The sequence below is a fragment of the Chryseobacterium sp. UF-81 genome, assembly GCF_058245105.1.
In genome coordinates this window covers 516,210-537,340 of record NZ_JBSIBX010000001.1, presented here as the reverse complement: position 1 = coordinate 537,340, position 21,131 = coordinate 516,210, and the positions used below count along the sequence as shown (strand labels likewise).

The window sequence follows — 21,131 nt, the reverse complement described above, 5'->3', positions numbered from 1 at the left end:
AAAAGTCTTCCATTGCACTCATCTCTTAATTTTTAATATTTTCCAACCATTGCTGAGCAAGGGTTTCTACATAATCAACAAATGTCGTTACACGATTAATTGTGTAAAAGGTATATTCTGGTTGGCCTTTTAAAACTTCAACATTTTCAAAACTATGATCAGAAGCAAAAAGTAAAACCTGTTTTGTATTTGAGTCATAAAAGGTTTCATTTCCATTCGCTTCCTGAGCAAAACAAAGCAGATCTTTTGTGTCAATTTGCTTTACATTTTCATCTTTACAAACTTGGTCATATAAGTCAATCCAGTCACCTAAACCTTTTGTGAGTTCGGATGTAATGAAAATAAAATTCTGATTATCGGTCAGCATTTCAGTTTCTGTATCAAAGCTGTGATAAGTTTCCTTTATCCCGCCCATTTCGTCTAAAAGTAACTGATGTTCAGATAAAACATCAATTTCACTATGAATTTGTTCAATCTTGCACAACCAACCACATTTAAAGCCATTCCTGTCCGTCCAGGTATATAGATAATAGTTTGATTTTTTGTTTTTAGCTGTTGTTATATCAACACTCAAAATTGAAGTCGATTGTAGCAATAGTTGATATAAAGTTGGAAATGTATTGATAAATTCCGGACTGAAAGTTTTACTGATGATATGTTTAATTTCAACGCTATCATTTTGTCCTACAAACCAACTTACCTCTTGCTTGAAATTTTCAAAATCCTTTTGGTTCATTATTTTTTGATTTAATTAATTTTTTTTTTCACATAACGCAAAATGAGAACTTGATAATGGCTGAACAGATTTCACATAGCTTTCACCTGCATTTTGCCAAATAAATCTTTGTTTTTTTTAACCATCGAATATACACTTTTAAAAATTTCTTTAAGACAGTCAATAAGTGGTTTGAGTTGAGAAAAAATACTTTTGTTTTTTATTCGCTGATGAAGCAGCCTGATAAAACGCGCGCTTCATCAAATCAATCAAGGGTTGATTCCTTCTTTGCCTCCTACTTTATGCATTATTATAGTAACCTTTGCATCAATGAAATTGCTATTCAGATTTTAACGCAAAGTTTTTTTAAGATCCTGATGATTTTAAGGAAAGCAAAGAGTGGCGGCTTCACCGCTGATGAAGCAACCCTGATAAAACGTTCGCTTCATCGAATCAATTAAGAATTGATTCCTTCTTTGCCTCCTACTCTATGCATGATTATAGTAAACCTTTGCGTTAAAGAAATTCTATTCGTTAGTCTTACTTCTTCCCTCTTCTTTCAAGAATGAGGTGTGCCGCATCCAGCATTTTAGTCAGATGAATGTACGGACTGATGATATTCCTTTCCGGCAGATTCTCATAGACACCCATTGAAAAATAAACCATCCCGGATATAAAATAATCAAATTCCTGTACACTGTATTCTCTGAATGCTTTTTTAAAAACCAACAGAGGGTTTCGGTATTCTTTCTCCGAAAGCAAGCCAAGAACCAACGGAGAAACATCTTCCAACTGAGTATTGGCGGCCCATTTCTTTTCCTTCAGCGTGATGAGATAACCTGCACAGACAAACAACTGTATAGACTGCCGAAACTGAAGAATAACAGCCGGATCTTCGCTGATCCAGACATTTCTATTTACCGCATAGTTCATAATGCTGTTTAACCTCTTTTTAGAGGCAGCCAGATCATTGAACTGAAAGAATATCTTCATTTGCCATAATGCAGAGCGTTTCTTATGATCCGCCCAACACCAGGCTTCAAAATCTGTTCCGGTCTTTTTCATGTGTTTGTGGTTTTATTAAATGATAAAATAAATGTGATTTTTTTTAACCATTAAGAGCTTTTTAAGGGTTTAAGAATCATTAAGATCATAGCTGAAGCTATGGATGAAGCGAACTGCTTTATCCATCTTTGATGGGGCTTAACTTATCTTAATATCTTCATTTCCCTTAATGGTTTAAAATAATTTTTCTTTACCATTAAGAGTTTTAAGGGATTAAGAATCATCAAGATCATAGCTGAAGCTATGTATTCAGCCAGCTGCTTCATCCATCTTTGATGGAGCTTAACTTATCTTATCCTCTTCATTTTTCTTAATGGTTTATATTTTTTGTTTTTACTGGCCGCATAGGAGGAAATCCCGACAATGTCTGAACTTCCTGCCCATACAAACCAAGGATAATATGATAGAATTTGTGTTTTCTAAAGCCCTAAAGCCGCAATAGGTTGTACACCCCATTGTAACATATCATGATACTTTATGTGGTGAAGCAGCTTAGAAAAAGATAATTGTAGAAAGCAGAAAAGCATGAAAATAAAACGGCATGGGACTCTACAATATCCGCTCTGAGGTACTGGTATACCTTACGTACAGATAAGAGAGCCCACGCCTAGGTCGTGAGCTTCTAGCTTATCATCTCGTACGCTTAAAATTACCAGTTTTCAGAGCGAGAATCTAAGCAATAGCTTCTTTTTATTCTTTGAAGTATCGCAAAGCTACTTTTATTGTAGCTTATTTTACAAATGTAATAAAAATATTTTAATTACGGTCGATCGACCGTGTTTTTTTATTTTTTAATTATTTCATTTGTTTATATGACAGATATAAACGAAAAAATTTGCTCATACATTACAAAAAACTGGTTGATACCTTGGCTTCAGGAAGGCAAGTCACAGACTTCTTTTGCGAAAAACCATGGTATAGAAGAAAGTACCATTAGAAAGATTAAAAGTGGAGAACCTTACAGAATACCTGTCGAAACACTTTTTAAAATGTGTGAAACTAGAAAAATTAGTTTATCTGATTTTTTTAAATTTATAAATGCATGAATCCTGACGAGAGTTGGTTTTTTATAGCCAAATTGTTGAGGTTTTGACGGATATCGTTCTTTGAAATCTTTAAGAAATTCCGTGAAAATACGGATTGAAAATTTTGAGATTATTTTTTATTGTTGTTTACGGAAGGCCGTAATTTATTATTTTATATAATCTGTAATTTTATTATTATTAAATAAATCAATTTTATGGAAACAATTAAAGCAATTAAACCAGGTCCAAAACCCAATAAACCTGATGGTACTCCTGACAAAAGACCTCGCGTAACACCTGCGAACCAACCAAAACATCCTGCATTAAAACCACACAAACATAAACCAGGAGATTCTAAATGATCGATAACTGATCACAGAACAATTAAAGGAAATTTGAAAATCCCGGCATAGCTGGAATTTTTGTGTTCAATTATGTTTTTATAAAAAACTTTATTAAAAGTGGTTGAATAAAACCACACAATACAATCGTGTGGTAGCGATAGGAATAAAGTTATTCAATTTCCTATTAAGCATTTAAACTAGTTTTTGTCATCAATCATTTTTAAATTGTTATACCTAAATAAATCCTGAAATTCACATACAATATAGCTTGTTTTATCATTGTTTTTAGGTGTTACTCTATAAATAATATATTTGTCATTCGAATATAAGTAAGTAATATTATCATACTGTTTTCCTAATTCTTTTTTGACATTACTAAAATTTACAATTCCATTTTCATTTTCAACTACTGTTAATATCTTATCTATAAATATTGAAAATATTGTGGCTAAGAGCAAAAGATAAATTATTTTAAGTTTACGAGTTCTTAAATCTTTTTTTTGATATATAAAGGATAATAAGACTAATATGTTCCCGATTGTATAGGAGAGTACTTGGAAAAAATTATAGGTATTGTTATTAAAATAAAATAATGATAGAAAAACAATACATAAAGAAGCTAATGTTAATGAAAGTAGGACTCCGCCTTTTTTACTTATTTCTGTAATGAAGATATAATTAAAAATACCAAAAAGTAGCATTGGAATACTAAGTATTGTTAGAACTCCATCAATAATTAATTGAGTTACAGAAAAGCATTTATTTATCAAAAAAGGCGAAATGTTCGAAATAATAAAAAATTGTTTTAACCCTCCCAGGAATGTAGGGATAAATATTATTATGGAAAGATAATCCTTTAAGAATATTATTATACTATCATTTTTAATTTCATCAATTAGTTTTTTTATCATATTAAGAGTTTAAGTATTCATTACTTATTTATGCCTTCGATAAATTTAGATTACAATTTTTTTCTGGGTACTTAAAATATCTTGTTCTGTAAACTCGGAATATCGCTCTGAAAGTTTATCTCTTAGGTTGAATAATCTTTTTTCCGAAGAGTCAACAATTTGAGAAAATAAGCAAATTTGGACTTTACCCATTTCAACTTTATTATCATTTGATACAGCATGGATGGGTTGAATTTTCTCAGAAAATGATTCACCAACAAGAAAAGCATTAATGTAAGGATTTCCAATTATAGTTCCACAGTTCATAAAGTCTTCAACATAACCAACAGCTTGATTTTTTTCTTCACGGCTAAGCTTAAATCCACCTCTTTTTAGCTCTATAATTAAGATTTTCTTTATATTTGATATACCCGTATCTGTATCAAAATCATTTATACAGTTGATTGAAAAAGTTGAGTCTCCCATTATAACAAGATCAGGTCTTTTTTTATTATTATTGAAGTTGCTTTTATCTATTTTCTTACCAAAAACTTTTTGTACGGTTGTATGTAATTGATTATTATAAGAATATTCAGGAGAATCATATTCAGCCCCAAATATCCATCTTGCACTAGCAATTAGAGGATGTAAAACATGAAGTTCATCTACTGTTTTGTCTGAAGAAAGTTTTCTTATAGACTCAATAACAGAAATTCTTTTATCAATTTCATCTAAAACTATCAATGCATCTTTAATAGACCAATTATCCAAAAGTTTATTTAATCCATCAATATCTTCGCTGGTAAGAGTAGATATCTTTTGAAGTAATTCTGAACCATTCCTAGTATTTTCCAAATTAATCAATGTTTCCATGGCAAGGCTAATTGACTCTTGCTTTGCTGTCGGGTTTGTTTTAGCGATATGGTCTAAAGCTTCATTAAATTCGTATTTTGCAAGTGGTGTTAAAGAGGCATAATCTTTATTATATTGGTGTTTTACATTCTTTTTTGTTTCTTCTATATTTTCTATAGCAATTTCATTAAAGATACTTGAAATTTCATCTGAAAGCTTATCAAAAATTAAGTCTAAATCTCTACTTTTTTTGAAACCAGACCAATCTTCTCGAATATAATTTTCGAGATCGTTAGTTTGAATAATAATAGAATATTTTTTAGCTTCTTGAGTACGTCCATCTAGTACGATATTAGTTCCTAATGCCCATGAAGGCTCTCCAATTAATCGACCAGATTGCCAAATTGCGATACCTTGATAAAGTGTATTTTTTCTGGATTTTTTAGTGTCTATTAAACTTATTATAAAATTAGATTTATCAATAATGATAGGAACCGTTTTAACTACACCAGAATGATTTTCTAAATTAATGATTTCTCTATTTATGGTAATTTTAAAATTAGGGTCATGTAAAAATCTTGCTGAAATTATGTTATTTATCTCAGAAGATTTAGGTAGGTTTTTTTTTACTATTACTTCTAATTTTGTTCCCGGAGAATTCGATTTTGTAAATTCTTCTTTTTTTACAACAAATGGTTCTGTTTCATTTTTTGTGGTAATAGTAAATGATGATTGTTTTCCATCTTTATTTGTTACTATTTTATATTCATCATTAAAACATAATAGCCCATGTCTTCCTACACCATTTCTGCCATAAGCAATTCTCTTGAGATCTACACCTTTTCCAAATTCAACTTTTTTTCCTTGATTTTTCAGCCTATTATATCCAAGTTTCATCCATCTGGCTTTAAATTCATCAGCAGTTAAACCAACACCATTGTCTTTTATTATAAGAGGCTGTCCATAATCATCAGGTAAAAATATTTCTACTTCAGTAGCTCCTGCATCCCATGCATTTGCTACTAATTCTGTTAAAGCAATATCTGGTTGGGAAGCTAAATTACCTAACGTTCTAATGAGAAAATCTTCTTCAAATAGCGATCCTTGGACGAAATCACGTTTATTCATTTGTGTTTGGTTAAATTTGAAACAATAATATTAAAAATCTTTTAAAATATTAGCATATTAAAGTTAAAATATTGATTGAAAATATTTGAATTTTATTCTACTATTATTTAGTGAGAAAACATCCAAACATCAACAAAACTCCACACAAAGCCTGTAAACCCTTCCAAAGACCCGCCAGGCACTTTCCGCTACCGCACGAACCTTTCGTGTGGTTTCTAGCATTGTACATCAAACATTCTAAAAATATCCAAAGACTAACAAAACCCCACCACAAAATCCTGTAGGCCCTTCCGAAGGGTCTGCAGGTACTTCTCCCCCCTGGAGGGTCTTCCGAGCGGCCTTCAGACCCTTATCCAAGGGAGTGCAGCCCATTGTCAAACTCCCTTGAGGAGGTTATGTCCCCCGGAAACTGAGAAATGTCTACTATTTGCTTTTGTCAATTATTTTCACTATCTTGTAACATGAAAAAAATTGAAAATCAAGGGAGTATAACCCATGCAGGCAGAATGAACGAACGAACAAGAGCGTTGGAAGTTCTTGAAAAAGCCAAGCAAACACAGGGGAAAATTACCTTTCTAAGACAAGGGGTCGGTAGAAACTTTAAGCCAAAAACTGAGGAGTCTTAAATCGGAATTGATTTAATTGATATCTTCAAAGAATGGTATATTATCTCGTGGACAGAGAGAACCCGAAAATAATATACTGGAAGAAGAAAAATACATCCAACCTAAGGACATAACGGCAATAAGCTGTATGATGTTGACAGGATTCTAAATATCTCAATCGACAATCGTAAAGCATTTCTTCAGCGTATGGTAGATGATAAGAAAAATAGTGATTGGAGGTAGCGCAAACGAGCATATGATTATGCTGCCAAAATAAAGCAAAGCCCCTGAATTATCAGGGGTTATTTTTTGTGTTATATCGTTTTCCAAGGCCTAAACTGCCGGAGAAAATGTTTGCTTACTATCTTTGTTGGAAAATCGCAGAAGGCAAGTTTTTTTAATGCAAAGGTTTTTGTAAGATGCTTATAATTTTAAGGAAAACAAAGGGTGGCGGTTTCACCACTTATAAAATGTTCGCTTCATCAGATCAATCAAAGATTCCAACTTTTTATAATACACAACTTATAAAGTAATCAATCTGAAAAAACAGGAATGATTGTCATTTTTCCACGTTGGTGGGTTCCGTGGGTTAATTGAGGGTCATTGTACGGAAGCATTTGCCCGTTCTCCAAATTCTTCAAACTTGGAGCATTTTTAAAGGATTTTTTTGTTTTAGTGACTCAAATTCAGGAGATTTTTTACAATGGTCCATAAGAAAAATTGTCTCTCGATATTTTTTTACAGGATCTATCAAAACAAACTCCCAAATATTCCGTTTAATTCTTAAATTTGGCTCATGCGAAAGAATCTTTATTTCATCATTATATTATGTTCCCTTACCAGCTGCTATACGTACCAGGTAAAAAAGCCAGCAGATCCGGCAGCCGACAATAAGCAGGAATCTAAAAAAAATGCTGCTATGGCTGGTAATAATACTGCCTCAATGAAAAATGCAGCAGCCGAATCCCCAAATCAACAGCCAATGCCTGCCCCTGTCAATATTCAGGAGAAACTTGCCGCCGGTAAAAATGTGAAAATAGATGTGGATGGCAGGAGCTATAAAGTAATCGTTGATAAGTGGGAAAGCGACAGTCTGGTGGCACACCCGGTTCATAATCCTAACAAAATTCTGAAATTCCATAAGAACCAGATCAATGCCGAGAAAATTGCAGAAAAACGTTTTTCACAACCCATCGCTGATATTATTACGGTTGTGGCTTATGCCGCAATTGGTGTCGGAATCTATCTTCTTGTCCGCTAGTTTTTTTAACCCTTTCCAGTTGTTATAGAAAATATTATTAGGTAATAATAAAACATACCGTCCATGAAACGGGTCAATAAAATAACGCCATATGATTCATATGACGTTATTTTATAAAAATTTAATAATCAATGGAGTAATAAAAATGAAGACGATTCAGAATACCTTAATAAAGTATTTTCCGGCCTTCAATTTTAACCATATTTTCATTTTCCATTTTCTTCACGGTTCTTATGACCGTTTCAACACGTAGCCCTGTAAGGTTGGCAATCTGCTGTCGGGTATAAGGCACCTGAAAAGTCTGGCTACGATCATTACCCTGGGTTGCCTTCAGGTAGTCCATAACCGTTTTGATTTTGAACTGCGGATCCGTAGATGAAATATTAAAAAGCATTAAATACTTGTAGTAGAGCCGGTCGGACATGCATTTAAACATATCCATCATCACCTCCTTATTTTGATGAATAAGTGAACAGAAATCTGCCTGAGGCAGTTTCATGATGGTACATTGTGTTTTGGCAACGGCAGTCATGGGGTACGGCTTATCGTTAAAAAGTAACGATTCTCCGATGCTTTGTCCATCGGAAAGAATATTCTGTGTGAATTCTTTACCATCCTCATGGTAATTATTGAGCTCTACAACACCATTAACAATTTGAAAATAAAATTTAGCAAAGCTCCCTTCACTAAAAATAATTTCATTCGGTAAATAGGTTTCACATTCACCCCCATAAGCTAACAAAAGGTCTTCACTGATTATCATATCTTAAAATTTTTATTGTTAGGTTAAGTAATGAACATCTTGGTAAAAATTGGTGCTTTTCCAATATCAAAAAGCAAGCCATATTAATTTATTGTTACGAAAAACATTAAACAAAACCATGTGTTTATGATCAGGATAATAATTCAGACCAGAAGTGTTTGCTAATTTTATAAAAGATTAGCACGCCTGATGGTAAGTATTAACCATGTTGTATACTAACAGGAACCAGATCTGCTGTTTACAGCGATTGCTTTTTTATAAGTGTTGCTGTATTGCATTTCCGGACCTGTTAAGCTCAATGTAACATACTGATCTATTTTTGGTGCCATTATTGGAGGATAATCGAAACAATTCCAAATATCAATTAACATGAAAAAGCGTATCATTATTGTTGGTGGAGGATTTGCAGGAATTAATCTTATTAAATCCCTAAAAAATGACAATAGGTTTCTTATCACGCTTGTTGATAAGAACAATTATCATTTCTTTCCTCCCCTTATTTACCAGGTGGCTACCTCTTTTATTCAGGCCTCCAACATCAGCTATCCTTTCCGGAGATTATTTTCAACCTACAAAAATGTGAATTTTCACATGGGAAGCCTCCTTAAAGTTGATCCCCAAAGCAATACCATAGAAACCGATACGGGAAACCTTACCTATGATTATCTGGTTATTGCATTGGGAACTGAATCCAACTTTTTCGGAATGGATAATGTCCAGAGATGTGCACTTCCGATGAAAAATATTGAGGAGGCACTTTACCTGCGAAATCATATGCTCCTCAACCTTGAGGAAGCGGCCAGAAATAAAGACCCGAAAACGGCAGAAAAATTACAGAATGTGGTTATAGCAGGCGGCGGGCCTACCGGAGTAGAACTGGCAGGGATGATCGCAGAAATGGGAAAATATATTGCTGAAAAAGAATACCCTGAGATCAGGCTCAGCCTTTCCAATCTGTATCTGATTGATGCGTTGCCTACCCTGCTTTCCCCGATGAGTAAAATGGCGCAGGAAACTTCATACAAGACCTTACAGGAGCTTGGTGTAAAAATACTTCTTAACGTTTCGGTAAAAGACTATGTGAATAATCAGGTGCTCCTGTCCGACGGAACATTCATAGATACTGAAACCCTCATCTGGACCTCCGGAGTTATAGGGCGCGAAGTCCCTGGAATTCCGGAAGACAAAATCGGCAAAGGAAGAAGAATTTTAACCGATGAATACAACCGGGTTGAAGGAATGGATAACATTTACGCTGCAGGAGATATCGCTCTACAGCTAACTGATAAAGAGTTCCCGAAAGGACATCCCCAGCTGGCCCAGGTAGCCATACAGCAGGCTAAAAATCTGGCTAAAAATTTCATAAGACAAGAAGAAGGAAAAACACTCATTCCGTTCAAATACAATGATAAAGGCAGTATGGCAATCATTTCAAAGTTCAATGCCGTGGTAGATCTGCCTAAATTTTCATTCAAAGGTTTCCTGGCCTGGCTTACCTGGCTGTTTATCCATATCATTCCGCTGGTAGGCTTCAGAAGCAAAATCAGGCTGGCACTGGATTGGTTCCGGCTGTTTATCACCAATAACCCGTCCATCCGTTTAATTCTTTATCCAAAAAAGAATACAAGTAAACAACAATAATCTGCCTAAAAAAAGTTTATTATCATGCTCCCATCAGTTTTCCAGATGATTATTTTTTAAAAACTCTTCTATTTTATTCCATTCAATCTGGCCGGCAATGGAATTGGAATTGGCGTCAAAAACATGTTCCCCGTAAGGAATTTCAACATAAGAAACAGGAAGCTTCATTTCCTTCGCCTGTTTTACAAATTTTCTTGTAGCTTCTACATTTACGACATGATCTATTTCGCCGGCAATAATGAACGTCGGGGAGATTCCTTCGGAAAGCTGGTCTATTAAATTCAGTTGTGCATAGCGCTGTGGGAACTCGGTGGGTGAACCTCCGAGATATTTTCTGGCCGCATATTTGAGATCAATATTCTTTTTTTCATCTATTTTCTGCCAGAGCTCGGATAAGCTGACAGGCGGATAAATAGCAATAACTCCGGCCGGAACCGGAGGCTGTGGGGAATCGTAAGATTTTGCAAAACCTTTCCTTAATCCCAAATCAGCCTGCATCACTAAAGCTGCCCCGGCAGAGCCCCCTACCAAAACTATTCTGTTGGGGTCAACATTGAATTTTTTTGAATTTTTCACCACAAAACCCATTGAAGTCACGACTGAATTAACAGCAGACTCCCAATTATGCCGGTCTTCTTTTCCTAAAGGATAATCAATGGAAAAAACAGTGTATCCATGATCTTTAAACCAGTTGGCAGCATAACCTACCTGGGTTCTGTTTCCTTCAATAAAAGCACCTCCATGAACAAGAATAACAGGGATCGCAGGTGCAGAAGATTTTGTTTCCGGGCGGAAAACATCTATATGCTGTTCTTCATTATAAATCGTAAGATAAGAATAAGTCTCCGTAGGTTTTACCGGAATTCCAGAACTTTTTAATCCCTGGGAAAAAGAAACTGCAGTATTGTATTTTTTTGCAGTAGAAAACATGACGGCAGTGAAGTAAATCTGGGTAAGAAAAAACAGAACCGAAAGGATTAAATTAGCTGTCATTAATTTCCGCCAGTATTTTCCATATCTGTAAAAAAGAAAACAGATCAATAGTAAAACCAACCCCAAAACAACAAACTGTGAATTGAACTGCATGGCAAACGAACTGCTGTAACCGCTCAGAAGCATGGGTGCTTTCAGATACACAGAAATCATGGGAATAACCAATAATATCAGGATAATGAAGAGCAGAACTGCAAAGAATATATGTAAGAACTTTCTCATGATATTAAAATTTATAAGTTACCGTAAAATATCCGGAAGTGGGTGGAATGGCAATTGTAAAATAAGGAGTATTATTAGCCACTGCAGAAGCATATTCGGCCTGGGTAAAGTTTTCGAAGCCGGCAAGCTGCTGCTGAAGGGTTCCCGGTCTCTGGTAGCTCATCACCCCATATTTATTAAATACATTGTTCACATTAATAAGCATGCTGAGATTTTCATTTAAATTGTATCCGAGCCCGAGGTCAAATTGGGAAAATCCCGGCAATTTGTAAACGTTGGTATTACTGCCTTCCCTTTTCCCCATATAATTCCAGGTTACAAATCCGAATGCTTTACCCACTTTCAGATTGGGAGTTATATTGGCCATAATTTTCGGTGTATAGGCAATGGTAGTTCCTGAATATGAAAATACAGTATCATCCGCAGGGCCTGGTGCGCTTCCCAGATTCCATAAATAGCCTTCCTTTACTTTCGGGTCCTGCAGTGTAAGTACAGCCCTGACGCTGAAGTTATCGGTTGGTCTTATATTGGTTTCCAGTTCAATGCCATAGGTTTCGTTTTTGTTATATAATGAAGGAGTGGTATAGAATCCGCCTTTCCCGTCATCAGCCAGAAAGCTGTAGGGAACATTACTCAGTAAACTGTAGAATGGGGTTATAAAAGCATCAAAATATGTTGTTTTAGCCTTAAATCCCATTTCCACCTGCTGTGTTTTTCTGGATTGCGGATCGAGTAAACCTATTGTTTCCGGTCTGTTGGCCGCAAAGAACATATCGAGATCCGGAGATTTGCTTCCTTTGGAATATCTGGCGTATACGGCAAGGTTATTATTGAATTTATAGTTCAGTGCAGCTGAATAGGAAAAGTTTTCCAGCTGTCTGCTATAAACAACATTTGTAAGTTTTGTCAAGGCATTGTTATTGTAAAGGGTATAGATGCTGCCATCCGTACCTCCGTTTTTATCTGAAAACAGATAGGTTCGGGTATTATCTCCTTTGATCCACACTTTTTCATACCGAATTCCCCAATCCAGCGTCAGATGATCTGTAATATCCCAGGTATGCCCGAAAAACACGGCTCCCTGCTGCTGTTTAGCTTTGAATTCAAGTAAATCTCCAGTGCTTCCGGCTGCCTGTGCAAAACCATCATTATTCGTCAGCTGATACACTCCCGGTTTTGTAAAATCTAAGGTGGTAACCCCTGTTAAACTTAAGGTCAGCATTCTTGGCCGGTTCTCTAAGGTGGTAAGTCCTATCCCATTGATTCCGGAAAAGCGCCACACATCGGAATAACCGTAATAACCGCCAAATGAGAAATTCATATTGTTCCATTTCTTATTAATGGTCAGCTGATTCATAGATTCCTTCACCTTATTTTCATAAAAATTAAGGGCTGACATTAAAAATGAATTATTCTGAATAGACTGACCCGGCAACTGATTCTTAGTAATCTGGTAAACAGGCAGGCCACCGGCTCCCAGGGCAGCATTCACACTGGCAAGTTCCTGTCCTGTAAGCGCATCCTTAAAGGAATAAGTCCCCACTCCCAGTCCTCCAACCAAAAAATAAGAAGTCAGATCATCCAGCGACGTAAGAAAAGAATTTCCTACACTGTTCTGCACCACATCATTATCAGAATATTTGCTTGCCAGGAAAAGTTTCCAGCCATTTCCAAGATTATGGTCCCAGTTCAGTCCTACGGAACGGTATTTATTGCTAACCAGACGGCCCGAGTTATAATCTATATTCCCTCCATGAATAAAATCCGGAGAATTGTACTGTAATTTCGGAATCAGTAAGGATGAACTGCTGCTGAACCCTTCTGCCGGCTCCGGGTCTGTATAGTTTCTGGTAGGAACCAATTGAGCATAACCGTTTTTGTCGTTCAGGTATTTTAGAAATACTTTCAGGCTTCCTTTACTGTATTTTTTTACAATATTTGCTTTTACCTGTCCTCCATTATTAAAAGGATATCCGGCATATCTGGCTCCTAGATCGTACCGGTAAAATCCCCCGATATTATAAAACCAGTTGTCTCCCAAAGGGCCTCCAAAGTTGGCATCGATCCTGTGATATCCGGAATTATCTGCTCCCTGAACACCATATTTTGCCCGGATTTCACCTCCGAATGTATTGCCGCCCGTTTTGGAAATATAATTGAAAATTCCGCCCGGTGCATTGGCAGCAGTAATAGAAGCAGGGCCTCCTCTCACCGCATCAATCTGAGAAATAGTAGCATCCGCTCTCAGAAAAAAGTCGGGACCGTAATTATAGTAGGTGGTATTGGTTACAGGCAAACCGTCTTCCTGCATAGATATATACTCGTAAGCAAAAGTACCGTCTGAAGAACCTGCACTGATTCCTCTTGAGCTTACATTATTTCTGATCTCTCCCAAGGATGAATTCACATAGACTCCGGGAACATTTTTGAGCAGGTCCGCAGCACTGTTGGGAACCTGCTTTTCAATGACATCGCTTTTCAGAACAGAGATTGCAACAGGCGCGTTCATTCTTGTTCTTTTATCAAATACTCCGGTCATAATCACCTCATCAATATCTTTTGTTTTTGCAGTGTCAGCTTCTTTTTTCTGGGCTGTTACATGGGAAAAGGCTGCCAGGAAAAGTGCAGCTGCCGTAATTTTTGTATTTAAAAATGTAGTCTTCATAGTTTTATCATTAATTTGTGCCATACTTTTTAAGCCATTCCGCCACATTGGCGAATACCACCTGCTCATCTGCCGGTAATTTTGTAATAAGATGCCCTGCGCCGGGAACTACGACCAATTTGTACTGAACACCTTTTGCCTTCAGGGCTTTTTCCAGAATATAAGCTTGCTGGATAGGAACCACTTCATCCTTATCACCATGAATAATCATGGTAGGAATCTGGTTAACAAATTTTACAGGACTGGTTTTAGCGTAAGCTTCCGGAATAGCATCACCGGGATTCCAGACTGTTTTGTTTCCTGACATTTTATCCAGGACCTCCAGAAGGTTAGCTGCTTTTACATACGTCAGAGTCTGAACATCCGTAAAATCTACGGGACCACACATGTCTATAATGGTTTTGATCTGAGGATTTTTTGTATAGGCATACATCAGCGAAACATGCGCACCGGAGCTTCCTCCGGAAATTGAAAACCCTTTTTTTCTGGTATTCCACTCATTGGAATGGGAAGAAAGATATTTTACAACCCCATCAATATCATCTAAAAGTTCAGGAAGATGGGTGTCGGTAAGATTGGCATACCGGTAATCGAGGTTGGCAACGGCAATCCCTTGTGAAAGAAGATATTCGGAAATTTTACCATCATATTTTCTGTCACCCTGCGTCCAGGCTCCGCCATGGATATTAACAAGAAAGGCGGTTTTCGGGCTTCTGTTTGCCGGTAGATAAACATCCATTACGTTCCTTTCGTGTGAACCGTATTGTATGCCGGTAAGTTTTTCTTCTTTCTGGTTTACAGAAACCGTTTTGGTTTTTTCAACATTTTGTGTTGCGCAGCTTACGGCCAATAATGTAATGGACAGGGCTGCAATTTTAAAATAATTCATTTCAGTTGTTTTTTTAAATTCTTTTTAAGTATTTTTCCTGTGGCGCTTAATGGCATCTCGTCTATAAATTCTATGATTCTCGGATATTTATATTGGGCAATTCTTTCTTTTGTCCACAACTTAATATCTTCCTCGGAAGCGTTGCTTTCTTTTTTTTTCACCACAAATGCTTTAATTTCTTCACCCAGCTTCTCATCATCAACGCCGATGATGGCCACCATGGAAATATCAGGGCTTCTCATCATCACTTCCTCTACTTCACGGGGATAAACATTCATTCCGCCCCGGATAATCATTTCTTTTTTACGGTCAACGATGAAGAAAAAACCATCTTCATCCTTTACAGCGATGTCTCCGGAAAACATCCATCCGTTTTTCAGAACCTCTTCAGTTTCTTCAGGCTTTTTGTAATAGGCTTTCATTACATTGGGACCGCGATAGATCAGTTCTCCTTTTTCACCAACCGGCAGTTCGTTGCATGTGTCATCTACAATTCTCACATCAACTCCCCAAATCGGCGTTCCGATAGAACCCGGTTTACGTCCCACTGCCAGCTGATTGAATGTCACCACGGGAGAACCTTCGGACATTCCATATCCTTCAATAATAGGAACCCCGAAACGGTTTTCAAATTCATCAATAATTTTTACAGGAAGGGATGCTCCGCCGGAAACGCAGATCCTTAATTGCTTAATGATATTTCTGTTTTCTTCAGTATCTTCTTCATCCAGAAGTGCCCAATACATGGAGGGAACCCCTGCAAAAATTCTGATATCGAAATAGGTAATAAGCCGGTAAACCGTTTTGGCATCAAATTTTGGCATCAGGATCAGATGAAGTGATCTCCGGATTCCGGCAAGCATCATCACCGTTAAACCGAAAATGTGAAATAATGGTAGAACGACAAGCTGGGCTTCAAATTCAGCAGATGCAATGATGCTCGTGCTGGCTTCTGCATTGGTAAAAAGATTAATATGTGAAAGTTCCGCTCCTTTTGGCTTCCCTGTAGTTCCTGAAGTATAAATAATGACGGCTGTATCTTCTGATGAGGTCATATAAGATTCAAAATCTGTTTTTTCATTTTTAATGAAATCATCAAAGTCCTGAATATCTTCTGCTATAGAACCTATACTGATAAAGTCTTTGCATGACACACTTCTGTCAAAACCTTCTTTCCCGAATTGTCCGACAGGCATTTCCGGAGTTCCGGCAAAACACAGAAACATGGTACTGTCGGAATCAGAAAGCTGGTAAGCGATCTCTTCAGGTTTAAGAAAAATACTAAACGGAACAACAGCTGCTCCGGTCTTTAATATGGCAAAAAAAATAACCGGGAATTGAAGAATATTAGGACAGAGCAAAGCAACCTTATCTCCATAACCTATTCCTTTTTTTGTCAATGCATTGGCCGTCTGGCAGACCTTTTCATGGAAATTTCTATAATTGACTGTAGTGTCTCCAAGGCTTAAAGCTGGTTTTTCGGGATCTCTTCTCGCACTTTCTTCCACTAAAATTGATAAGTTCAGCATAGTTTTATTCATATTAAGTTAATATTGATATGAAAAAGGCCTTGGTTAAAGGATATTTCATATGAACTAATCTTAACTCCAAATTAATGATATGCTGAACAGGTGCTGACACGAAAAGGAAATTCCGTGATACGAAAAAGAAATTTTTTCCAGGTGTATAAAAATGCAACTTCACGCCAATGTCAGGTATAAAAGACATTCACGATATTTTGTATAAGAGTGTTTAAGTTTTACAGACGTTCTTCGGAAGGAAGTTTTCCAAAATGACGGAGATAAAGCTGGGAAAAATGCCCACGGTTATTATACCCGATAAAATCGCTGATCTCTCCTACCGATTTTTCGGTTTCCAGAAGCATGGACCGGGCTGTTTCCATCCTGGCCTTAATGATGTATTGATGAATAGGTAATTGAGTATAGTCCTTAAATCCTTTTTTCAGATCACTGCTGTTGAGCCCGCAATAACGGCTGATTTCCCTGATCGCCAAAGTCTGGAATGTATTGGTATCCACAAAATCTTTCGCCAGTTTTATTTTGTCTTCAAATGCCTTCTTGTGCTCAAAGGTTTTTTCATCAGAAAGAAGATAATGAATCCAGTAACTCAAAAATTCCAGAATTCTGCTTTCAAGAATGATACTGCAGGAAGCATCATCAAACGGGGTATCGAAGATAGTTTTGAGCTTATCCTGACTCATATAATTGCGCTGTGCATTTTCCAGCTTCTCTTTCAGGAGTCCGTTATCTTTTGGAAAGATACTTTTCGGGACAAAAATTCTTACCCCGTCAATATCTGTCGTATTGTGCTCAAATTCTTTTTCATTATTAATAAAATTACTGCTGATCTTTCCTTCTTTGTTGATCCGGAAATCCATCATTCCGTTGTCTCCTACTTTATGCGGGGAATGGAAAATAGTTTCTTCATGAAAGTTCCAGGTTCCGCGGAAAAAATGAAAATTACGTTTATTGAAAAGAATCAGTTTCCCGGTTCCTAAATCCTCCGGCATCTCCAGAACAGTAGAGTTCAGGAAATCTTTATCACAAAATCTGTAATCCTTCATCAGACCTTGTTTAAATCCATCCGGTTCCAGATAAGGAAGGAGTAATTCCATACGACGGTAATTTATTCGTGTAAGTTAATAAAATTTCAAAATATGACAAATATCATGTTTTTTATTTGAAAATCTGCTGGGCAAACTGGTAGAGAGATCTTCTCCAGGTAAGCCATTCATGGCGGGTTTCAGGGGATTTGTATTGGAAATAAGGATAATTATTCCGGTTTAAGAAATCCGTCAATAATTGATCGAATTTAAAAAACATGGCGTCTTCTTTTTCCCCGATTCCGATAAAGAAGTAAGGTTTTTTCTTAGACTTCAGCAAGTTTCCGATGGGGAGTTCTTTAAAAGGTTCTGCCTCAGTTCCTTCATAAATCACAGGACTGAATGCTCCGACCGCCGAAAATGTTTCAGGATGGGAAGTCCCGATAAGCATAGCCTGGTAACTGCCGCGGGAAAGCCCTGCAATAGCTTTTTTACCTGAAGTTTTATACTTCTTGTCAATATAGGGAATCAGCTCCTGCGTAACGATTTTATCAAGATTTTTGGAAGAAAGCACTGTTCTGGGATAGTTGTCGGGCATTTTTTCCTGTTCCGGATTCAAGGCAACTCCATAGTCCATCACCACTATCATTTCCCTGGCCTTTTTTTCTGCGAAAAGATTGTCTAAAATATTAAGGATATACCCCTGTTTTTCCCAGCCTGTAATATCTTCTCCGGTACCATGGTACAGATATAAGACAGGCAATTTTTCAGATCCATAATTGGGTGGAAGATATACTTTAAAGTTCCGCTGGCTCTGTATTATTTCTGAGTGTAAACTGTCATTAACAATTTTTCCGTGCTTTATATTTTTTTCCAGGAAAAAGTCTTCGCCGGAAGGAACTTCAATTCCACTCGTCGGCTGGCTGTACCCGAAATACAACTGTGTATTGGGATCGTTTGTACGCTGCCCATCCACATTGAACCAGTAATAATGAAAGCCTATTTCCATGGGAGTCGTGGAAATGTTCCAAAAGCCGTCTTTATCTTTGGAACCGGAGGATTTTATACTTTTCATCCCATCTCCTCCATCTAAAATTACGGATTTTGCATCCGGAAAGTAAACACGGAATTCTGCTTTTTTCTCTGTGTCTATTTTCGGAAACTCCTTTCCCGGTAAAACTGTTGAAGAAGTTTTATAGGCCTGGGAAAATACAACTGAAGAAAATAAAACGAGAATTAAGGGTATTTTTTTTGAGTACTGCATTGTTTTAATTTTAGAATATGAGATTCACAGTCACACGACTTTTCTGAAGAAAAGGCCTCTTGTTATTTCTGTCAATCCAGTGTTATTACATCAATATTAAGGAAAATATTTTTTCTGTATTAAAATCTGTAGAATATTGTTCTTTGTTTCCAGTATTCAAATCAAGATTTTTTCAACTTTTTTATTCTGATTATTTAAGAAACTGCTTCATCATTCTCAGTGTGATGTCCATGCTTCCGGGAAGTGGCATTCCGTGAGCATAGCCTGCAAAAACGTGTAATTCTGTGAAAACACCTGCTTTTATCAGGCGGTCTGCGTAAGCTATTCCACTATCCCGTAAAGGATCTGTTCCGGCAACAAAAATTACAGCAGGTGGAAGATTGGAAACATCTTTAATGTTGCCAGGCAACACATATTTTTCTTTTGAATTGCCATTTTTCCCTATAAAGAAATCTTTTAAAACCGGGAAATCATCACTTTTGATACCGGGAATTCTTTTAAATTCAACAATTGAGGGATAATCCATCCCGAAATCACCGGGAGGAATTTCCAGAACCTGTAAACTGATTTCCGGACCTTTCTGATCTCTTGCATATTGTACCAGACTTCCGGATATCCCGGCTCCTGCACTTTCCCCTCCCACTGCAATCAATTTTGGATTTCCACCAAGATTTCCTGCATTTTTGTTGGCCCACAAAAGTGAAGCATAGGCATCGTGAAGTGCCGCAGGAAAAGGATTCTCAGGGGCGAAACGGTAATCTACATTGATAACGACAGCATTTCCTCTCAGCGCATAATCTGCACATCTCTGATGATCCCATTTAGGGGTTCCATACACAAAGCCTCCGCCGTGGAACCAAAGAAATATGGGTAAATTTTTCGCGTTTTTAGGCTTATAAATGGTTACCGGAATTTCGGGGTCTTTTGTATTCAGTCCCGGAAATTTTGTATGGGCTACATCAAGGCTGTCTTTATTTTTGAGTTCCGGCCAGGGCATTTGTGCCTGGGCTTTACGTTCTTTTTTTACTTCTTCCAGGGTAATATCCTGAATCGGAGCATTAATCATGGCTCTAAACTGGGGCAGTAATCTTTTTTCTGCTTCCTGAAGGGTAAGTGGGTTATATTGTTGTGCAAATGATAAGCCCGGGATCAGGAAAGATAACAGAAATAACAGGTATTTTTTCATAATAGTATAGTAATGGTAAAATCTATTCTTTCAAAAGTAATATTATGCTTACCACCGGATGATACGAAAAGGAAATTTTGTGATACGGAAAAGGAATTTTTATAACCGGATCTTCAAATTCGTCCGCTGTAGATTTTTATTTAGTTTTAAACTTCTTCCGGAAAGCAGCAGCTGTCATTCCCCTGTGTTTTTTGAACTGCCTGCTTAAATGGCTCTCATCTGAGAATCCTAAGTCATCTGCAATTTGCCCGATGGAATATTCACTGTAGATCAACCGCTGTTCAACAATATTCATTTTATACTGGGTGAGATAGCAGTGTAAACTGTCTCCTGTAAGATTTTTAAAATATTCGCCGATATAATTGGCAGAGAGATTAAACTGTTCTGCAAGATGTTTTATTCTTAAATTTTTAGGACAGTGTATATGCTGATGCAGGTAAACCAGTATTTTATTGATCAACGGTTCATCCATGGTTGAATCTGATATGGTCTGCTGAGGATTCACATTACGGGAAATGATATTTAAAACAAGGATTACCAAATGCTGTAGGTTTTCATCAAAATAGGAAGGCTTGTTATTGTATTCTATGATCATGTTTTGAATTAATGAAGTAATCATATCACAATCTCTCTGCTCTTTAATCAAAACCTCTTCAAAGCGGTTGTGATACGTAAAAATAGCTTCGAGTTGTTTTAACCATTTGATAACTTTCTCTTTTTCGTGTTTGGTTTTATACTGTTCAAGAAAAACTTCAGAAAACCGGATGGAGCAATAGCGTGTAGTGGTAGTACTTTCAAAACCTCTACAATCTAATGGCGTGAATAAAAAAATACTCCCTTTACTGTATGAAAACTTGTTTTCATTGACAATTCGGGTACCTTCACCTTCTATGATCTGTACAATTTCGAAGAACTGATAGATCAGCGGTCGCTCGTTCCAGTGCTCCATATCTGATACAAACAGGTCTAAAGGTTTATGTAAATGTTTAGCTTTCATTACCCGAAATGTACAAAAAAAACCGCTTGATATTCCTGTTCCCGTCTGTTGTCCCATGCTAAT

At 36.8% G+C, this 21,131-nt stretch carries 17 protein-coding genes; 4 read left to right on the top strand and 13 right to left on the bottom strand.

Annotation, left to right across the window (positions count from 1 at the left end; translation table 11 throughout):
* Positions 1-25 precede the first annotated feature (25 nt).
* On the bottom strand, positions 26-736 hold the full coding sequence (locus tag AC4IFE_RS02545; RefSeq protein ID WP_490754624.1) for a hypothetical protein: 711 nt from the start codon (positions 734-736) through the stop codon (positions 26-28).
* 519 nt (positions 737-1,255) lie between these two features.
* Positions 1,256-1,780 carry a hypothetical protein gene (locus AC4IFE_RS02540; protein ID WP_490754622.1) on the bottom strand — a complete coding sequence of 175 codons (525 nt, stop codon included), beginning with the start codon at positions 1,778-1,780 and terminating at the stop codon, positions 1,256-1,258.
* Positions 1,781-2,592: 812 nt separating this feature from the next.
* Between AC4IFE_RS02540 and AC4IFE_RS02535 the strand changes: the two genes are divergently transcribed.
* Together AC4IFE_RS02535 and AC4IFE_RS02530 are read left to right on the top strand one after the other, a co-directional pair.
* The gene (locus AC4IFE_RS02535; RefSeq protein WP_490754621.1) at positions 2,593-2,826 is read left to right on the top strand and encodes a helix-turn-helix domain-containing protein; all 234 of its coding nucleotides are present in this window, start codon (positions 2,593-2,595) and stop codon (positions 2,824-2,826) included.
* 194 nt (positions 2,827-3,020) lie between these two features.
* Complete coding sequence (locus tag AC4IFE_RS02530) at positions 3,021-3,167, top strand: hypothetical protein (protein ID WP_490754619.1); 147 nt, start codon at positions 3,021-3,023, stop codon at positions 3,165-3,167.
* A 179-nt stretch (positions 3,168-3,346) separates the two neighbouring features.
* Here AC4IFE_RS02530 and AC4IFE_RS02525 read toward each other — a convergent pair whose 3' ends face one another.
* Positions 3,347-4,060 (bottom strand): hypothetical protein, encoded by a 714-nt coding sequence (locus AC4IFE_RS02525; RefSeq protein WP_490754617.1) that lies wholly within the window; start codon positions 4,058-4,060, stop codon positions 3,347-3,349.
* 45 nt (positions 4,061-4,105) lie between these two features.
* A complete protein-coding gene (locus AC4IFE_RS02520; protein WP_490754615.1) occupies positions 4,106-6,019 on the bottom strand; it encodes an ATP-binding protein in 1,914 nt (637 codons plus the stop codon).
* A gap of 1,401 nt (positions 6,020-7,420) precedes the next feature.
* Here AC4IFE_RS02520 and AC4IFE_RS02515 point away from each other — a divergent pair.
* Positions 7,421-7,885 (top strand): hypothetical protein, encoded by a 465-nt coding sequence (locus AC4IFE_RS02515; RefSeq protein WP_490754613.1) that lies wholly within the window; start codon positions 7,421-7,423, stop codon positions 7,883-7,885.
* A 166-nt stretch (positions 7,886-8,051) separates the two neighbouring features.
* Here AC4IFE_RS02515 and AC4IFE_RS02510 read toward each other — a convergent pair whose 3' ends face one another.
* Entirely contained in the window at positions 8,052-8,648 is a 597-nt protein-coding gene (locus tag AC4IFE_RS02510) for a Crp/Fnr family transcriptional regulator (RefSeq protein ID WP_490754611.1), read from the bottom strand.
* Positions 8,649-9,017: 369 nt separating this feature from the next.
* On the opposite strand from AC4IFE_RS02510, the gene AC4IFE_RS02505 reads away from it, so the two are divergent.
* Positions 9,018-10,289, top strand: coding sequence for an NAD(P)/FAD-dependent oxidoreductase (locus AC4IFE_RS02505; protein ID WP_490754609.1), 1,272 nt, complete (start codon positions 9,018-9,020; stop codon positions 10,287-10,289).
* A 33-nt stretch (positions 10,290-10,322) separates the two neighbouring features.
* Here AC4IFE_RS02505 and AC4IFE_RS02500 read toward each other — a convergent pair whose 3' ends face one another.
* From AC4IFE_RS02500 to AC4IFE_RS02465, 8 genes are all read right to left on the bottom strand, one after another.
* The gene (locus tag AC4IFE_RS02500; RefSeq protein WP_490754608.1) at positions 10,323-11,504 is read right to left on the bottom strand and encodes an alpha/beta hydrolase; all 1,182 of its coding nucleotides are present in this window, start codon (positions 11,502-11,504) and stop codon (positions 10,323-10,325) included.
* A 4-nt stretch (positions 11,505-11,508) separates the two neighbouring features.
* On the bottom strand, positions 11,509-14,169 hold the full coding sequence (locus AC4IFE_RS02495; RefSeq protein ID WP_490754606.1) for a TonB-dependent receptor domain-containing protein: 2,661 nt from the start codon (positions 14,167-14,169) through the stop codon (positions 11,509-11,511).
* Positions 14,170-14,179: 10 nt separating this feature from the next.
* Complete coding sequence (locus AC4IFE_RS02490; protein WP_490754604.1) at positions 14,180-15,058, bottom strand: prolyl oligopeptidase family serine peptidase; 879 nt, start codon at positions 15,056-15,058, stop codon at positions 14,180-14,182.
* Complete coding sequence (locus AC4IFE_RS02485; RefSeq protein WP_490754603.1) at positions 15,055-16,587, bottom strand: long-chain-fatty-acid--CoA ligase; 1,533 nt, start codon at positions 16,585-16,587, stop codon at positions 15,055-15,057. The genes AC4IFE_RS02490 and AC4IFE_RS02485 overlap by 4 nt, the downstream gene beginning before the upstream one ends.
* 230 nt (positions 16,588-16,817) lie before the next feature.
* Complete coding sequence (locus AC4IFE_RS02480; protein ID WP_490754601.1) at positions 16,818-17,693, bottom strand: helix-turn-helix transcriptional regulator; 876 nt, start codon at positions 17,691-17,693, stop codon at positions 16,818-16,820.
* A gap of 61 nt (positions 17,694-17,754) precedes the next feature.
* Positions 17,755-18,885, bottom strand: coding sequence for an alpha/beta hydrolase-fold protein (locus AC4IFE_RS02475; RefSeq protein ID WP_490754599.1), 1,131 nt, complete (start codon positions 18,883-18,885; stop codon positions 17,755-17,757).
* Between the two features lie 190 nt (positions 18,886-19,075).
* Positions 19,076-20,071 carry an alpha/beta hydrolase gene (locus AC4IFE_RS02470; protein ID WP_490754597.1) on the bottom strand — a complete coding sequence of 332 codons (996 nt, stop codon included), beginning with the start codon at positions 20,069-20,071 and terminating at the stop codon, positions 19,076-19,078.
* A 136-nt stretch (positions 20,072-20,207) separates the two neighbouring features.
* Entirely contained in the window at positions 20,208-21,068 is an 861-nt protein-coding gene (locus AC4IFE_RS02465) for an AraC family transcriptional regulator (RefSeq protein WP_490754595.1), read from the bottom strand.
* Between the last annotated feature and the right edge of the window lie 63 nt (positions 21,069-21,131).

What these genes read in the sequence shown, in the direction of transcription:
- AC4IFE_RS02545 (WP_490754624.1), bottom strand. Translation starts at nt 736, where the DNA reads ATGAACCAAAAGGATTTTGAAAATTTCAAGCAAGAGGTAAGTTGGTTT.
- AC4IFE_RS02540 (WP_490754622.1), bottom strand. Translation starts at nt 1,780, where the DNA reads ATGAAAAAGACCGGAACAGATTTTGAAGCCTGGTGTTGGGCGGATCAT.
- AC4IFE_RS02535 (WP_490754621.1), top strand. Translation starts at nt 2,593, where the DNA reads ATGACAGATATAAACGAAAAAATTTGCTCATACATTACAAAAAACTGG.
- AC4IFE_RS02530 (WP_490754619.1), top strand. Translation starts at nt 3,021, where the DNA reads ATGGAAACAATTAAAGCAATTAAACCAGGTCCAAAACCCAATAAACCT.
- AC4IFE_RS02525 (WP_490754617.1), bottom strand. Translation starts at nt 4,060, where the DNA reads ATGATAAAAAAACTAATTGATGAAATTAAAAATGATAGTATAATAATA.
- AC4IFE_RS02520 (WP_490754615.1), bottom strand. Translation starts at nt 6,019, where the DNA reads ATGAATAAACGTGATTTCGTCCAAGGATCGCTATTTGAAGAAGATTTT.
- AC4IFE_RS02515 (WP_490754613.1), top strand. Translation starts at nt 7,421, where the DNA reads ATGCGAAAGAATCTTTATTTCATCATTATATTATGTTCCCTTACCAGC.
- AC4IFE_RS02510 (WP_490754611.1), bottom strand. Translation starts at nt 8,648, where the DNA reads ATGATAATCAGTGAAGACCTTTTGTTAGCTTATGGGGGTGAATGTGAA.
- AC4IFE_RS02505 (WP_490754609.1), top strand. Translation starts at nt 9,018, where the DNA reads ATGAAAAAGCGTATCATTATTGTTGGTGGAGGATTTGCAGGAATTAAT.
- AC4IFE_RS02500 (WP_490754608.1), bottom strand. Translation starts at nt 11,504, where the DNA reads ATGAGAAAGTTCTTACATATATTCTTTGCAGTTCTGCTCTTCATTATC.
- AC4IFE_RS02495 (WP_490754606.1), bottom strand. Translation starts at nt 14,169, where the DNA reads ATGAAGACTACATTTTTAAATACAAAAATTACGGCAGCTGCACTTTTC.
- AC4IFE_RS02490 (WP_490754604.1), bottom strand. Translation starts at nt 15,058, where the DNA reads ATGAATTATTTTAAAATTGCAGCCCTGTCCATTACATTATTGGCCGTA.
- AC4IFE_RS02485 (WP_490754603.1), bottom strand. Translation starts at nt 16,587, where the DNA reads ATGCTGAACTTATCAATTTTAGTGGAAGAAAGTGCGAGAAGAGATCCC.
- AC4IFE_RS02480 (WP_490754601.1), bottom strand. Translation starts at nt 17,693, where the DNA reads ATGGAATTACTCCTTCCTTATCTGGAACCGGATGGATTTAAACAAGGT.
- AC4IFE_RS02475 (WP_490754599.1), bottom strand. Translation starts at nt 18,885, where the DNA reads ATGCAGTACTCAAAAAAAATACCCTTAATTCTCGTTTTATTTTCTTCA.
- AC4IFE_RS02470 (WP_490754597.1), bottom strand. Translation starts at nt 20,071, where the DNA reads ATGAAAAAATACCTGTTATTTCTGTTATCTTTCCTGATCCCGGGCTTA.
- AC4IFE_RS02465 (WP_490754595.1), bottom strand. Translation starts at nt 21,068, where the DNA reads ATGAAAGCTAAACATTTACATAAACCTTTAGACCTGTTTGTATCAGAT.